We start from the raw sequence: 16,356 nt of genomic DNA on the forward strand, positions 1-16,356 counted from the left end.
ATATTTTTACCACCACATGGTGTAGATAACAGTGAGAATTATTATGATGATCAGTGATGCGATTTTAAATCCTGTGCTTGTTTTAAATTGAGCTTTTTCAATGATAATGGATTTTTCGCTGGCGGGTTTTTTTTCAATGAAAGCAGTAACGACCATTATCAGAACACAAAGAATAAATACGATTCCCATGCGGTCCATAAATGGAAGATCGGGTAGTAAATATTTGAAAGCAGCAGAAAAAACAAATGTTCCGAGAGCTGCCAGCAGAGCGCCGTTTGATGTTGCCCGTTTCCAGAAAAATCCAAGCAGAAAAATGGCCAGTGCGCCCGGACTTACAAAACCTGTGAACTCCTGGATGAATTGAAATGCCTGATCGAGATTCTGCAACAAGATTGCGGTTGGAATGGCAATGATCAACGCTACCGCTGCTGTAATGCGACCAACACTGACTAATCTTGTTTCCGACGCGTCTTTTTTAATGTAGCCATGATAAATGTCCATGGTGAAAATGGTGGAAATGCTATTCATCATTGAAGCAAGGGAACTCACGATGGCTGCTACCAGAGCGGCAAATGCGAGACCTTTGAATCCGTTTGGAACAAAGTTGTGCAGTAGCCAGGGATAAGCTGCGTCGGGTTTTGAAATTTCATTGTAATGTGCACTGGCAGGATCACTTGTTATTACAAAGGCAACAACTCCCGGGATGACCACTATGAGCGGAAGCAACAATTTCAGAATCCCAGCAAAGGCGAGACCGCTCTGTGCCTGTTTGATGCTTTTGGCTGCCAGAGCGCGCTGTATGATGTATTGATTGCACCCGAAATAATATAAATTGGCTACCCACATACCGCCCAGCAACACGCTAATTCCAGGCAGATTCATGTATTGCGGATTGTCTTTCGAAAGGATCATGTCAAATTTTTCGGGCGCTTTTTCAGTGAGTTTTATAAAACCGTCAAAAACATTTCCATTGTCTCCGATGTATTGAAGCGCTATGTAGGTTGTCAGTAATCCGCCGCCAATGAGGAATATGACTTGCACAACATCTGTAATTGCAACTGCCTTTAAACCGCCCGAAACAGAATATGCAGCAGAAAACACACCTAAAACAATGATGCCAATCCAAAGCGGATCGACAGTGTTTCCCATAACCATCAGATCTCGGCCTTCGAATAAAACATTCTTTATGGTAAGTGCTCCAAGATACAGAATGGATGCGAGGTTGACGAAAATAAAAACGGCAAGCCAGAAAATAGCCATGGTGGTTTTTACGCGTTTATCGTATCGCTTTTCAAGAAATTCAGGCATAGTGAATATGCCCATTTTTAGAAATATCGGCATGAAAAACACGGCCACAAGAATTAAAGTAATGGCTCCCATAAATTCATAGGAGGCTATGCCAATGCCAATGGCAAAGCCAGATCCGGACATGCCGATGAATTGTTCTGCTGAAATGTTTGAAGCGATAATCGATGCGCCGATAATCCACCAGGGCAGTCCCTTGCTTGCAAGAAAATAATCGGCGGCGTTTTTCTTTTCGCCTTTTTTCGTACGTGATACCCACAAACCGATACTGAGAATAAGCAGCATGTAGGCAATCAGAATTCCGTAATCAAGTGTATTGAATGTCATCGGGGGAGAGTTTTATTGAAATGATATTGAATTATTTCGTGGTACGTTTCGTCAGGGCGTATAAGAGTTGAAGGAAATGTTGGAATATTTGGAGCATTCGGAAAGCGCTGTGGTTCGAGGCACAGTGCACTACGCATTGGATAAATTTCTCCGCATTTTCCGGGAACATTTCCGTTGTCATGATTGTCTGTATAAAACTGTAGTCCGGGCAAAGTACTGTAAACATCCATGGTGCAGCCACTTTGAGAAGCAATAACATGTGCACAATGTGCGAGTTCTTTTGGCTTTTTATCAATCACATAACACTGATCAAACCCTGATGTTTTCTGCAACACAGGATGATCCGAAAATATGCGGTCAGCAATTTTCTGTTCAGTGCGTAAATCAAGAGGCGTGTTTTCTATCGGAATAAAATTCCCGGAAGGGATAGAATCGTCATCAACTTCAAGAATGTTCGAAGCATTAATGCGGATGCGGTGATTGAGGATGCTTTCATTTCCTTCTCCATCCAGATTGAAATAGGAATGGTGGGTGAGATTGAGGTGGGTGGGCTTATCTGTTCTAACTGTATATTCTAATGAAAGAATAAAATCTGCACTCCATTTGTAAGTGATTGCAATTGTTTTATTTCCCGGAAATCCGAATTCTCCGTCAGGACTTTCGTAAATAAACTTCACAAAGTTGTTCCCTGTTTCATATTTCCAGACGACTGATTCCAACGCGTTGTTGCCACTGTGAAGCAAATGCCCGTTCACGTTTGGAGTAAAAGTATATTCTATTCCATCGATGTTAAAATGCGCATTTCCTATTCTGTTTGCAAACGGACCCGGATTTGAACCGAAAAAACGATTTCCGCAAACGTAGTCAGCAAGAGCGTTATAGCCCAGCACTACGTCAATAGAATTGTTGTTTTTATCAGGAATAGTGAGTGAAACCAGTTTGGCTCCATAATTCATAACCCTTATGCCATCAGTGTTTCCGTGCGACAGTGAAATAATATCGACTTGCTCTCCTGAAGGGATTGTTCCGAATTTTTCAATATTTATTTTCATGTGCCCCACAAATTTTCCGGATACTCACCGTTAAGAACTTTTAATTTTAAACTTTCCACTACGGTTTTGCGGTCTTGCGGCCATGTAACCCCGAACCAACGGGCTGGTGTTTCCTTTGCATGAACCGTCGCATTTTCGCTCCCGATAAGCTGTCCGACAACATAGGGAATATGAAATTCAGCTTTCAGATCCATGCTGTTCTGATGAAGAAAATCTATAAAAAGTGCATGGGCATGTTTCATAAAGCCAGTCGTGAATCCCCAGATGTTCATCGAAACGATTGCATTTTCGTTCAGAAACACTTTGTTATCCCCTTCATCGACGCCGCTGATTTCCGAATTGTTTTTTACAATCTGATGACATTCGTAAATGGAGACCAGCTCATGATTTTTGTTGATATTGCAGATCGCGCGCGACACGCCGCCAGTTTCCGAAAGTGTGTTTCCGAGTTGGAACCCGGCCATGCAATATTCGTTCTCTGCAGGATCGCATGCATTGAGGTGGTCAAAAACAATTTTAAATGATTCGTATCCGTAAAAATCGTCGGAGTTTATAACAGCGAAGGGTTCGTGAATGAGGTCGGCTGCCATCAACAGGGCTTGTCCGGCGCCCAGGGGTTTTGTCCTTTCAGGATTAATAGTGAATCCCGCAGGAATATTCTCAAAAGACTGAAAGGCATAATCTACTTCAATGCGGCCACCAAAGCGCTTAGGATTGAAAATGTTTTTGAATTCCTGCTCGAAATCGTGTCGGATAATAAACACTACCTTCCCGAAACCGGCGCGGATAGCATCATACACCGAATAGTCCATCAGTGTTTCGCCCGACGGCCCCATGCCGTCCATTTGTTTAAGGCCACCATACCGGCTTCCCATCCCTGCGGCCGGTATCAGTAATGTTGGTTTCATGCTATGCTCCTTCAAATCTGCTTGATGTCATGAAATGATACGGCCCCCGCCAGATGCATAACCGTGGCAAAGTAAAGAAATATTTCTGAATGTTGCAACGGATTTCATGCGTAATCTCTGTTAAGTCGGACTCGATGTCATGTTCGAATTATAGCTATATTTGTAACTATAAAATCCATTTGAACATGACAATTTCAGGACAAATCATTGATATTCGCAATCGTCGCATTTTTGCAGGCGAAGTTGTTGTTGAAAACGGGAAAATCGCTGCCATCAATGAGCTGGAAACAGCTCCGGAACAGTTTATCCTGCCAGGGTTCATCGATGCGCATGTGCATATTGAAAGCTCAATGCTTGCTCCATCGCGTTTTGCTGAGCTTGCAGTGAAGCAGGGGACTGTGGCTACGGTTTCCGATCCGCATGAAATTGCCAATGTACTTGGTGTAGAAGGTGTGAAGTTTATGATCGAAAATGGGAAATCGGTTCCGTTTAATTTCTTTTTTGGTGCGCCTTCATGTGTGCCTGCGACTCCTTTTGAGACTGCCGGATTTTCGATCAATGCCGCTCAAACCGCAGAGCTAATGCGTAATCCTGATATTTGGTATCTGGGCGAAATGATGAATTTCCCGGGCGTTATTTTCGACGATCCGGAAGTACATGCCAAGATCAAAGCAGCGCTGGATGCCGGAAAGCCAGTGGATGGTCATGCTCCGATGCTTTCGGGTGAACAATTGATTAAATACGCCAAAGCTGGTATCAGTACCGATCATGAGTGTACCAATATTGAAGAAGCTGAAGAAAAAATCAAATTGGGAATGAAAATTCTCATTCGCGAAGGCAGCGCTGCGCGCGACTTTGACATGCTTTATACGCTTATCGATAAATATCCGAATGACGTTATGCTCTGTACCGACGATTGTCATCCCGATGAACTGATGCGTGGTCATATAAATGTAAAAGTAAAAAATGCCATTGAGCGAGGCATGGATCTATTCAATGTACTGCAGGTGGCTTGCGTCAACCCTGTGCAGCATTATCATCTTCCGGTCGGAACGCTGAATACAGGCGACAATGCGGATTTCATTGTTATCGGCAGCTGGCGCGACATGGATGTGCAGCAAGTTTATATAAAAGGTGAAAAAGTGTATAATGAAGGTGAAGTATTAATTGAGTCAAAAGCTTTTACCCCGATCAATAATTTTTCTCGGCAAGCAGTTTCCGCGTCGGATTTTGTTGTTGAAGCAAAAGGGGAGAACATTAAAGTTATAATCGCAAAAGATGGCGAATTGCTCACTGAGAGTGCGGTTGTAAAAGCGAAATTGGAAGCTGGGAATATAGTAAGCGATGTTGAAGAGGACATTTTAAAGATTACCGTTTTAAATCGCTATGATAACAGCAAACCAGCGATTGGATTTATTAAGGGAATTGGAATTCAGCGGGGCGCACTGGCTTGTTCTGTCGCGCACGACAGTCATAACCTGATTGCCGTAGGCACCGACGATGAAATGCTTGCAGCCGCACTCAACAAAATTATTGCGAGCAAAGGCGGGCTTGCAGCAGTGGATGCAATATCGTCGGAGCACCTGGCTTTGCCACTGGCCGGGCTTATGTCGGACCGTAAAGGCGAAGAAGTAGCCGCATATTATCATGCGCTGAATCAGAAGGCAGCCGAGATGGGATCGCCGCTGCGCGCGCCATTCATGACGCTTGCTTTTATGGCGCTGCTGGTTATTCCGAAGCTTAAGCTCAGCGATAAGGGGCTGTTTGACGGGACGGCTTTTTCGTTTACGGAGCTGTTTGTATAAAGTTGTGCGAAGTTTATAAACTTCGCACAACTGTTATTTCCATTGCTCCTTCCAATCCGGAATAATTTCGCGCGCTTGAAAACGGATAATCTGTTGCTGATTTTACTAATCCGGCTTTAACAGGATTATTATGTATGTATTTCATTTTTTGAAATAAAAACTTATTTGAAAATATTTCAATAGGGTGATTATTTTGCTGCCAAACCTGATAATGTGAGTTACGTGAGTGTGTTGCGGCTTGTTGAGCAAATGCGTGTAAGATTTCATTAGCTTCCTGGCTCATTTCACTTTTCAACACGGCTATAATTTTTTTTGCAGTGAATTGCTTGAAACTACCAATTGTTTTACTGAGTGAATCGTTTTTGCTTTGCGCAATCAAGTGTAAATGATTAGGCATGATTACGAAGGACATTATGCTTAGACTTTTACTAGTCTGGCATTGATTCAGATTTTCAATAATAATATTTCGGAAATTTTCTGAATTAAAAAGATCTTTCCACTTCACAATTGTGAAAGTAAGATAATGAACACCTGCCTGATTATTTATTTGAAATTTATATCCCATTAAACAAATATATCAAATTATTTTTTCCATTTGTGGAATTTCAACCCCCTCGCATCCTATGCCCATTAAATCCGGAAAATCATGAAGACAATATTATTAAATCTGATCTGTTTCCTGTTTATTGGAAGCATTGCAGCTCAAGTGCCCATGCTGAAAGGGCGGGTGATTGACAAAGACTCGAAAGAGCCCATTCCTTTTGCAAATGTTTATTGGTGCGATGGAAAAACCGGGGCAGTTACCGATCTGGAAGGTGACTTTCTTGTTGCCGACACTGCTGGTTGTGATACGCTGATAATATCTACAATCGGATATTCAAAACAGCAATTGTATATAAAATCCGGAACAGCGAGTGTTACGATTGAACTATCGGCCAGTGAACTTCATTTGTCTGAAATGGTTGTAGAAGAATACGATGGGTTAATAATTTCAAGTGACTATGAATCCAGTGTTGTCTATGAAGTTGTGGACTACAAGCCATCCAGCGCAACACATGCAAAATCTGCCCGCATGGATAAAGGTGAGGGATATGCTGATTACGCTCCATCAGCAGGAGAGTCGGCTGGAAGCGATGTGCCGTCATCGGGAATTGCTGCCGGACAGCTGACCGCAGGTGAAGTAAATGACTTTACAAAATGGAAACTGTGGGAAGATATTAAAACTACCGATCTTGCGAGCTACAATACTCAATGGAAATTATATCCGGAAAACCGTTTTGTGGTACAGGTTTCCAATAAAAAGAAACTTCCGGTGCACAATGCAACTGCAGTGCTGATGGATGAATTGGGAAATGTTGTCTGGTCTGCAAGGACCGATAATACTGGCAAAGCCGAATTGTGGGCTGGCATGTTTGATGGAAAAGCGGAGAAAAAATATTCAATCAATGTCATTTACGACAACAAATCCTATCCGATAAAGAAAGCTGATTCCTTTCAAAACGGAATTAATTTTATTGAACTTCCGGTGAATTGCTCCGAAGAAAAAAATGTCGATCTCGCATTTATGATTGATGCCACGGGCTCGATGGGTGACGAGATTGCCTATCTGCAGGCCGAGTTGAGTAATGTTGTAGAACGCGTAAAAGACTCACTTCCGGGGCACAATGTTCGCCTGGCCATTGTATTTTATCGCGACCTCGGAGATGCATATGTTGTGATGAACAAGGATTTTACAAGCAATATTCCTGAAGCAATTTCCTACTTACGATCGAACGGAGCCGGCGGTGGTGGCGATTATCCGGAGGCTGTTGATTCCGCTTTGCATGTCAGTATAAATAATCTTTCGTGGAATGAAAATGCTGTGGCCAGAATTCTTTTTCCAGTGTTGGATGCACCACCACATGAAACACAAAAAGTTATTGCAAGCATGCAAAACTCCATTCCGCGCGCTGCTTCGAAAGGCATACGAATTTCTCCCCTGGCCTGCAGTGGTGTGAATAAAAGCACGGAATATTTATTGCGCTCGATGGCGCTTGCCACCAACGGTACCTATGTTTTTCTGACCGACCACAGCGGAATTGGGAATTCGCACATCGCGCCCACAACAGATGAATATAAAGTTGAAAAATTGAACGACGCTCTGGTTCGTATCATTGTTTCATTCAGCGAATCGCCTGAATGCGATAAACCGATTGTAGAAAACATCAATGAATCTGATACAGCGGTGATGACAATGCCTGCACCGAAAGACAGCACTCAGTCTATAGATACAACGACCGCGAGCAATAATGATTCGTTGAAAGTCGATACAATTCTTCCGCTGCAACCAGTGATCAGCTGGCGCTATTATCCCAATCCTACCGCGGGACCTGTAACTGTAGAGATTGTAAATCTGCCGGAGGTGAAAGAAGGTTTTCTTTATCTGACAGACCTTACCGGCAAGCTGCTGGCGCGATATGAAGTTAAGGAAAGCAATGTTGTTCAGATCGACATTAGCATGTATCCGACCGGGACGTATTATCTCACCTTCTTTTATGGCGAAGAACGCAAGCTATGCGCGCCGGTGGTGCTGATGCATTAAGAGGAAATTGCAATCCCTCGAAGGGTACAAAACCCTTCGAGGGATATTTATTCGCAATTGGTGCAAATATCTTTTCTTTTTCCCTGTAGGAAATCATTGCGGAACTGCATGAAATCATCATTTTTCCAGATGGCAGAAGCTGGTTGTTCAATGGCGTTTCCCATTTTGTATTTCGAGAATTTATCGTAGCAGCACGCAACTACATCGCCGTCGGAGTTAATGACTATTGTGTTCCAGAGCCGTTTGCAAAATGTCTTTTGTTTTGTGCGAAGCGCAATTTTCCCGTTTTCTTTTTTTGTGTAGCGCTGATATTTTTTGTCTGAAGGAAGATTTTCTGCGGCATTTTCCGCACTGTAGAATTGCGGCGACTTGAATGCAACTTTATCAGCTCCTAGATTCAGCGCTGTTTTCCGAAGATCATTTTTTTGATTTTCATTGTAGGAAAACACCAGCATCTGCACTTCGATAATTGGATATTTGTTATTTTTTCTTGCGTCATGCAAGAATGAAATAGAATTCAATACTTGCTGAAAGTTGCCTCCGGAGCGGTATTTGGAATATGTAGCTTCATCGGCTCCGTCGAGCGAAATAATAATTTTTGATGCTCCTGCCTCGCATAACTGTTTTGCCATGGTTTCATTCAGCGCCAGTGCATTGGTGCTGAGTACGACGAACATTCTGCGTTTGCGGGCCAGCTGAATTTTTTTTGAAATACTGCTGTCGAGCAAAGGTTCTCCCTGAAAATACAGATTGAGCCAGAATGTTTTTTTACTAAGACCGTCTAGAATTTTCGAGAAGTTTTCGTCGGAAAGAAAATTATTGTTTCTTGAAATCTCCTTCATTCCAACCGGACATTCGGGGCAGCTAAGCTGGCACACAGCTGAAGGTTCGATGGATGCAGCCCAGGGTTGATTGAGTAATATGGGTTTTCGTAATAGCCGGCCGGGAATTTCTGAAATGATGCTCAGGAAATAATTATGCAGTCTACCGAATGTCAAAGACCTTAATATGATTAATTTTTCATGCATCTGTTGGTGGTTCTGATCCTCTGGATTTGTGCAATTCCTTATTGAGATTTCCGGTTATGTTTTGCACAAAATCCCAGTGACTGAAAAATTCTATTGCAATGATACGGAGTAATGTATAGGTAGGAATGGCGACAATCATACCAACAGGACCTGCTATGGTGCCAGCCATCAGGATAATCACAAAAATTTCGATCGGATGGGCTTTTACACTTCGTGAAAAAATAAGCGGCTGCAGCACGAACTCATCAATAAGATTGGTTGATGCAAACACAATAAGCATTTTAATAACCAGAATTCCAGACTGATCTGCAAACAATTCAGGCGGAAGTGTTGTAATTCCGACAAGGCATCCAATAGCGGCTCCGATAATAGGCCCGAGGTAGGGGATTATATTGAATACGCCGGCAACAACGCCGATAAAAATGGCGTTTTCGAGACCGATGATATACATTCCAATAGAAATGAGCGAAATAACACAAATCAATTCTGTGAAAAGACCAATAAAATAGCGCGAAAGCATTTTCTTACTGTAGAAAAGAATGCGGGCTATTTCATCGTGTGAGTCGCGTGGAGTGAATGCTTTGAGACCTTTGTAAAACAACTGGTCGTCGCGCATGAAAAAGAACGAAAGAAATATGACTGAGAAAACGCCGATACTCAGGGTTCCGATCATTCCCAGGAGTGATCCTGCAAAGTCCTGAATATTGACCGACTCGAGAAATTCGTTCATATAGGCATTCAGGGAACTTTCAATGCTGCCATCGTCCGCGAGAAATCCGTATTTGCGCAGACCTTCCTCGAGGTCATTGATGGGGCCCTGCATACTTGTGAGGATGCCATTGATATCGACTTGTGAAAGATATTCGGCCTGATTGATAACAACGGGAATTATTAGCAGGACGAGAGAGACAAGAATGAAAAGAATGGCTAGCAGCGCGATAAGCGAACTTATTGCATGCGGAATTCTCAATTTGCGGAACCGCAGACTGTCAAGAAAACGAACAAGCGGATTTCCCATCAGCGAAATTATGAGACTCAGAAGAATATAGACCAGAATGTCTGAAAAAAAGTAGAATAGTACAAATATTACGATGAGAAAAGGAAGCCAAACATACCATTTCTTAAGCCAAGCCATAGGTGATTTTTTTTGTAAAGGTAGGGATAATCTGTGAAAACTGTTATTTTGTTTGTTTTGGCAGATGTGAAATATTTGAAATGTAATATATAGAATAACAGGTATATAGCATGCCCTGGAGGGTGGTTTTGACCGTTATGTCTGTAAAATAAATTTGTTAATTTTTTCGCTTTAGTGTTTTTGTCGAAAAAAACTTTTACATTTGTGTGTGTTTTGTTGAAAGTCGGGTCAAAAGTATTCTGGCGCAACAAAATGATATTTAACATTTTTCATTATGAACATTTACGTAGGAAACCTGAATTACAAAGTTAACGGAGATCGTCTGAAAACTGTATTCTCAGAATTCGGAGAAGTTGAATCTGCAGTTGTTATTACTGACAAATTCACCGGAAAAAGCAAAGGTTTTGGTTTTGTTACCATGACTAACGATGATGATGCAGAGCGCGCTATTGCTGAATTAAACGGCAAAGACGTTGACGGTCGTCAGATGGTTGTGAACCAGGCAAGACCAAGAGAAGAAAACCGCTAGTTTTCCCAAGAAAATTTGCTATTTAATACTGCCGGAGCAATCTGGCAGTATATTTCTTTTTTTATTCGTTTAATGCGGATGAAAGAGGATTTTATTGCATTTTATTTACGCTATCACCCAGCATTGTACTCGAAAATTCGCACAGGACTTGTAATGTTGTTGCCTGAATTATTGGCCAAAGGGATGAATAGTGGTTTTTAAGAGCGGATTCTTTTTCTTATACCGTGTTGATTTATATATTAGGCCAACAATGAACTTAGCTTCTACAAATCATTGCATGTGTTAACGGCATTATTGCCGTGTTGAAAATCAAGTTATTCATTTTTTTCAACGGCATAAACCAAATTTGAAATTCTAGTACGTCTTTGGACTAACTACAATTTCAATTTGGTATTAAAAGCGTGAATAGCATTACCTTTGCCTCGTGAAACTGAACGAAAGCATTTCCGGAATCATTGCACCAGTTGTTAGTACTGAAAGTTACCGCAGTCTATCAGACCGGATTCGTTCAGGTGAAAATGTTGTGATTGCACTGGAAGGTCTTGCTGGTTCTGCCCATGCAATGCTGATTTCGCTCACTGCATCCGAATCGGGCAATAGTCAAATGATTGTTGCTGCCAATCGCGAGGATGCCATGTCGCTTTATGACGACCTCGAAAATTTGCTGGCGGAAAAAAAATTGTTGCCGGGAGACAAGTCTGTAGTTTTTTTTCCGACGCTTTATCGGAAAGATCATGCACCGGCTGAAACCGATTCGCGTCATTTGCTGATGCGGGCCGAGGCCCTTCGGTCGTTGCACAGCAACAAAACGACCTGTCTGGTCACATGGCCTGCTGCTCTTTGCACCCGTGTTCCCAATGCTGGTTTTATGCTGCAAAATTCGCTGGTGCTCAATGCCGGTGAAAAAATCGATCTTGATTTTATCGAAGAAGTGCTCACTGGCTATGATTTCCGGTTGGTCGATTTTGTATGCGAACCGGGTGAGTTTGCGTTGCGAGGCGGAATCTGCGATGTGTACTCGTTTGCCGATGAAAACCCTTTCAGAATCACCTTTTCAGGTAATACAGCGGAAAGCATTCGCTCTTTTGATCCGGCTACGCAGCTGACAATTTCAAACCACACGACCATTCAGATTTTACCAGATTTGAGCCGGATGCAAAATGAGGATGACCTGGTGCCTGTTTTTGATCTGCTGCATGAAAACACCTGTGTGTGGATCAATGATCCTTCGGCTGCACAACGCTTCAGAGAAGAATGCCTGCGGCTGAAAAATACCAATCTGATTCCTTCAAAAAAAATTCTGGATCCTGATGTTTGGGATCGTTCGTTCTCGAAATTCCTGCAGGTGTACACTTGCCAGATCCCGCTTTCAGCAAAAGATACTGAAAGAATTGTTTTTTCTTTTTCACCTCAGCCTCCTGTCAATAGAAAATTTGACTGGTTTGTTGAGGAGGTTTTTTCTCGCTTATCTGCTGGCTGGTCAGTAAACATACTCGCGGAAAACGCGCAGCAGATCGATCGTCTGTTTGCAATTCTGAAAGATATTGAGTCGCAAAAACGCATAAGGATTACCGATAAAATCGGCATACTTAAGTTTTCTTTGGGCGAAGGATTTTCGGACAATCTCAGCAAAGTTGCGCTCTATACCGATCATCAGCTGTTCAATCGCTATCGCCGCAGTGGATTGCACGATCGGTTCAGCCGCCCGGAACGACTTTCGATCAATGAGCTTGTAAACCTGCAGCCAGGCGATTATGTTGTGCACATCAATCATGGAATCGGTCGCTATGCGGGTTTGGAAAAAGTGGAGGTGAATGGTCAAATCCAGGAAGCCATTCGGTTACTTTATAAAGATGATGATGAATTGCTGGTAAGCATTCATGCCTTACACCGGATTTCGAAATATGTTGGTAAAGATGGCTCTGCGCCTTCAATTGACAGAATTGGCGGGGCTTCATGGACCACCAGAAAAAACAAAGCGAAGAAAAAAGTAAAGGATATTGCGCGTGAGCTGATAAAGCTCTATGCCAAGCGCCGTGCGGCAAAGGGATATGCTTTTTCACCCGACACTTATCTGCAGCATGAACTTGAAGCTTCGTTTATTTATGAAGACACGCCCGATCAGGTGAAAGCTACGGAGGCCATCAAAGTGGATCTGGAAGCCGATTTTCCGATGGATCGCCTTATTTGCGGCGATGTTGGATTTGGTAAAACCGAGCTTGCAGTGCGGGCTGCATTCAAAGCCGTGGCTGACAGTAAGCAGGTGGCATTGCTTGTGCCGACGACTATACTTGCTTTTCAGCACTTTTGCACATTCAAAGACCGACTCGAAGAATTACCTGCGCGCGTTGAATACCTGAATCGTTTCCGTTCGGCAAAAGAACAAAAGGAAACCTTGCAAAAGCTGAAGGAAGGCCAGGTTGACATACTCATAGGCACGCATCGTATCCTCAGCAAAGATGTTGAATTTAAAAATCTCGGTTTGCTGATTATTGATGAGGAGCAGAAATTTGGCGTAGGTGCTAAAGAAAAACTTCGTAACCTGAAAGAGAATGTTGATACGCTAACGCTGACTGCGACTCCGATTCCGCGCACATTGCAATTTTCACTCATGGGCGCCCGTGACATGAGCGTGCTTCGAACCCCGCCTCCCAACCGCTATCCGGTGCAAACAGAGGTGTTGACTTTCGATCCGGAAGTAATTCGTGATGCAGTCAGATTTGAGATTCAGCGCGGTGGGCAGGTGTTTTTTGTCCACAACCGGATTCAAAATATTATGGATATCGCCAACCTTGTGCGAAGCTTAGTGCCCGAAGCCCGTGTGGATATTGGTCATGGTCAGATGCCCGGCGACGAAATGGAAAAGGTAATGCTGCGGTTTGTGGCCGGCGAAATCGATGTGTTTATTTCCACTACCATTGTCGAATCAGGGCTTGATGTGCCCAATGCCAATACAATGATTCTGAACGATGCACAGAATTTCGGCCTCAGCGATATGCATCAGCTGCGCGGGCGTGTAGGCCGTTCTAATCAAAAAGCTTTTTGCTATTTATTCACGCCGCCAGAAGTGATATTGAGCGATGAATCGCGCAAAAGACTCCGGGCCATAACTGAATTTTCAGATCTTGGATCTGGCTTCCAGATTGCAATGCGCGATCTTGATATCCGGGGCGCCGGCAATATTCTCGGTGCTGAACAAAGTGGCTTTATTTCAGAGATCGGCTATGAAATGTATCAGAAAATTCTCGATGAGGCCATTGCCGAACTGAAAGACGATGAAATTCCGGATGCTGAAGGCAAGGTTCAGAGCGGTCCTCGCAAATACGTGCACGATGTTGTAATCGAAACCGACGCGAGTATTCTTATTCCGGACAACTATGTACCGTCAGTCGCAGAGCGGCTTTTACTGTATAAAGAGCTTAATGAAATTGAAACGGAAGAGCAGTTGGAAACCTTTGTATTTATGCTCAACGATCGCTTTGGTAATGTTCCGCGTCCGACAGTCGAGCTTGTTGCAGCGGTGCGCCTGAAGTGGCTTGCAAAGAATATGGCCATCGAAAAACTGATTCTTAAAAACGGGTTGCTCACCCTTTATTTTATTTCAAAAAAAGAATCTCCATTTTTCAATTCCACTACTTTTCAAAACATCATCGATTTTACCGTAAAAAATCCGCGCCGCTGCCTGATGAAAGAACACAACGAGCGATTGGTTATGAAAGTGGATAAGATTGGTTCGGTTGCTGCGGCTATTGAAGTGATGGGAGAGATGATTCAGGGGTGATCTCTTTCCTGAAACTGAACACTGCGCTGGAATCGCGGTAGACAGTTGAGTTTTCCAATGTATATCTTTGCTCCAGCCATTCATATATTCCATTGTTTGGAAACAACGCTTTGGAATTGGCATCGACAAAAATTACATGGTCACTGATTGCATATTCTGCTGAAAGTTCAGTGGAGTCGGTCACAATAGAAACATCGATTTGCTGAAGTCTTTTTTCCAGATTATTATAATCTTTGAAGCAGTCGGGGCAATAATGCAGCGCAAATACCAATCTGTAAGAAAATGGACTGATAATAATTTTTGACCCGGGATTTTTAATTTCCGAAACGTTTGCGGCAATTTTATCTGAGTAACGATTATTATGCTCATTGGGGTTAAAAGTGGCCGCAAAACAGATAATCACCAGTGCGGATACAAACTGAAACGGCCATTTCTCAGTAAATAAATAATCTATGGAAATGGTCAGTACCAGGAAAAAAGCTGGTAAAACAATCAGCATGTATCGGTTGATGAAAACCGGAACAAAAAACGAAACCGTAAAAAGCAGGCAAAATGGGATAATGAACCATGCAGAAAGAACTACTGGCACGCGAATATGCGTTCTGTTCCGGAAACAGGTATAAATAAAATATGCCAATATGGAAAGAGAAAAGAAATAAATGAACGGTTTAAGAGAGGTAAGATGCCATAAAAAGGGAATGTCGAAGTAGATTGAATATGAGACAAGAAAGTAAACTGGAATGATAAGAAACAGTACTACATTTTTTAATACTCTGTTTTGGTCTTCATTTCTGACGAATTTCCATGTTGCAGTCCACAAAATAATCAGGCAAATAAGCATACAAAGCCGGTCATTGTTTGAGAAAACCTTTAGTACATAGAACATTGGTCCAAGGTTGTCTGCAGGCGGTACCCAGGTGCCACGAACAACTGAGTCAAATGCCCGGCTGTATAATACCGGGATGTTAGGCAAATATGCCAGTATTAGTGCGGCAACGATAACCAAGTATCTGATTATTGTCTTTTTAGTTACACTCTGCATTGATAATACTATTGTTCCCTGAAGCAGAATTATTAGTATTGCAAAGTAATGGGAGTAGGCCAATACAGTATAGATAAGAAAGAGAAAAATAAGATTTTTTATGGTGGTTTTATTGTCGAGAACCAAAAAGAAATAATAGAACGACATGGTTGTAAGCATCATGAATAGCGCATATACGCGCGCTTCATGGCTAAAGTACAGATGATTTGCAGAAAATGAAATCAGAAGAGTAGCAACCACTGCGGTTCTTGTATTGAGAAACCGCATGGCAATTCGGTACACAAACCATACGTTTATTACTGAAAACACAAGAGAAGGAAAACGGACCGAAAAGGCTGAAGAACCGGCGATCCTCATCCAAAAGTGCAGCATGATTTCATAGAACGGAGGATTGTTCCCTTCTCTCATTGCCTTGATTAGTTCACCGATGTTCATTTGGGCAAAGAACACAGAGTAAGGTTCATCTAAATCGAGCGGGTTTGAACCAAGAAACAGTGCGCGAATTACAAAGTTAAAAATCAGCAGCAGACTAATGAAAATGACATTCCTGTTTTTCTCAAGCTGTTGCAAAAGATTATTGAATGGATGTATTGAAGAGTTCATTGCTCCAGATAAAAACACAAATATACGGTAAATCTTCAACAGTTTTATTGACAGCTTCCGCTGCCAACACTTCGACGGATTTTATGCTGCTGTCTCCTTCGATACTTCGCAAGCTATTTCCTGAAATGCGCTATAGGAGCGAAACTCAGGATGACAGCAACTTTCGGGTCATTTTTATTCAATTGCAAAACGCGTTTTGCTTTTGCTCGCCGCGGCGAGTCTGAATGAAAGCGGTTTTAACGTGACAATGACAGAACTCA

11 protein-coding genes are annotated in these 16,356 nt (G+C 42.6%); 4 read left to right on the forward strand and 7 right to left on the reverse strand.

Annotated elements, in window-relative coordinates:
* Positions 1 to 6: 6 nt before the first annotated feature.
* The 3 genes from A2W93_13235 to A2W93_13245 are packed head-to-tail and all read right to left on the reverse strand — an operon-like array spanning position 7 to position 3,592.
* Entirely contained in the window at positions 7 to 1,632 is a 1,626-nt protein-coding gene (locus tag A2W93_13235) for a sodium/glucose cotransporter (GenBank protein ID OFY55146.1), read from the reverse strand.
* Positions 1,629 to 2,684 carry a hypothetical protein gene (locus tag A2W93_13240; GenBank protein ID OFY55147.1) on the reverse strand — a complete coding sequence of 352 codons (1,056 nt, stop codon included), beginning with the start codon at positions 2,682 to 2,684 and terminating at the stop codon, positions 1,629 to 1,631. The genes A2W93_13235 and A2W93_13240 overlap by 4 nt, the downstream gene beginning before the upstream one ends.
* The gene (locus A2W93_13245) at positions 2,681 to 3,592 is read right to left on the reverse strand and encodes a nucleotidyltransferase (GenBank protein ID OFY55148.1); all 912 of its coding nucleotides are present in this window, start codon (positions 3,590 to 3,592) and stop codon (positions 2,681 to 2,683) included. Before A2W93_13245 ends, A2W93_13240 begins: the two co-directional genes overlap by 4 nt.
* 185 nt (positions 3,593 to 3,777) lie before the next feature.
* Between A2W93_13245 and A2W93_13250 the strand changes: the two genes are divergently transcribed.
* A complete protein-coding gene (locus tag A2W93_13250) occupies positions 3,778 to 5,397 on the forward strand; it encodes an adenine deaminase (GenBank protein ID OFY55149.1) in 1,620 nt (539 codons plus the stop codon).
* A 13-nt stretch (positions 5,398 to 5,410) separates the two neighbouring features.
* On the opposite strand, the gene A2W93_13255 is transcribed toward A2W93_13250, so the two are convergent.
* Positions 5,411 to 5,962: a hypothetical protein gene (locus tag A2W93_13255; GenBank protein OFY55150.1), complete on the reverse strand. Its 552-nt coding sequence runs from the start codon at positions 5,960 to 5,962 to the stop codon at positions 5,411 to 5,413.
* Positions 5,963 to 6,043: 81 nt separating this feature from the next.
* Between A2W93_13255 and A2W93_13260 the strand changes: the two genes are divergently transcribed.
* Positions 6,044 to 7,978 carry a hypothetical protein gene (locus A2W93_13260; GenBank protein OFY55151.1) on the forward strand — a complete coding sequence of 645 codons (1,935 nt, stop codon included), beginning with the start codon at positions 6,044 to 6,046 and terminating at the stop codon, positions 7,976 to 7,978.
* A gap of 47 nt (positions 7,979 to 8,025) precedes the next feature.
* Here the strand turns inward: A2W93_13260 and A2W93_13265 are convergent, their stop codons facing one another.
* Positions 8,026 to 9,006 (reverse strand): hypothetical protein, encoded by a 981-nt coding sequence (locus A2W93_13265; GenBank protein ID OFY55152.1) that lies wholly within the window; start codon positions 9,004 to 9,006, stop codon positions 8,026 to 8,028.
* Positions 8,999 to 10,141 (reverse strand): hypothetical protein, encoded by a 1,143-nt coding sequence (locus A2W93_13270; GenBank protein OFY55153.1) that lies wholly within the window; start codon positions 10,139 to 10,141, stop codon positions 8,999 to 9,001. The genes A2W93_13265 and A2W93_13270 overlap by 8 nt, the downstream gene beginning before the upstream one ends.
* A 274-nt stretch (positions 10,142 to 10,415) precedes the next feature.
* Between A2W93_13270 and A2W93_13275 the strand changes: the two genes are divergently transcribed.
* Both A2W93_13275 and A2W93_13280 read left to right on the forward strand, forming a co-directional pair.
* Complete coding sequence (locus A2W93_13275) at positions 10,416 to 10,670, forward strand: RNA-binding protein (protein OFY55154.1); 255 nt, start codon at positions 10,416 to 10,418, stop codon at positions 10,668 to 10,670.
* Between the two features lie 442 nt (positions 10,671 to 11,112).
* Positions 11,113 to 14,451: a transcription-repair coupling factor gene (locus tag A2W93_13280; protein ID OFY55182.1), complete on the forward strand. Its 3,339-nt coding sequence runs from the start codon at positions 11,113 to 11,115 to the stop codon at positions 14,449 to 14,451.
* On the opposite strand, the gene A2W93_13285 is transcribed toward A2W93_13280, so the two are convergent.
* Complete coding sequence (locus tag A2W93_13285; GenBank protein OFY55155.1) at positions 14,417 to 16,096, reverse strand: hypothetical protein; 1,680 nt, start codon at positions 16,094 to 16,096, stop codon at positions 14,417 to 14,419. The two genes, A2W93_13280 and A2W93_13285, sit on opposite strands and share 35 nt — an antisense overlap.
* Positions 16,097 to 16,356 lie beyond the last annotated feature (260 nt).

It is taken from the genome of Bacteroidetes bacterium GWF2_43_63, from assembly GCA_001769275.1.
Lineage (GTDB): Bacteria > Bacteroidota > Bacteroidia > Bacteroidales > DTU049 > GWF2-43-63.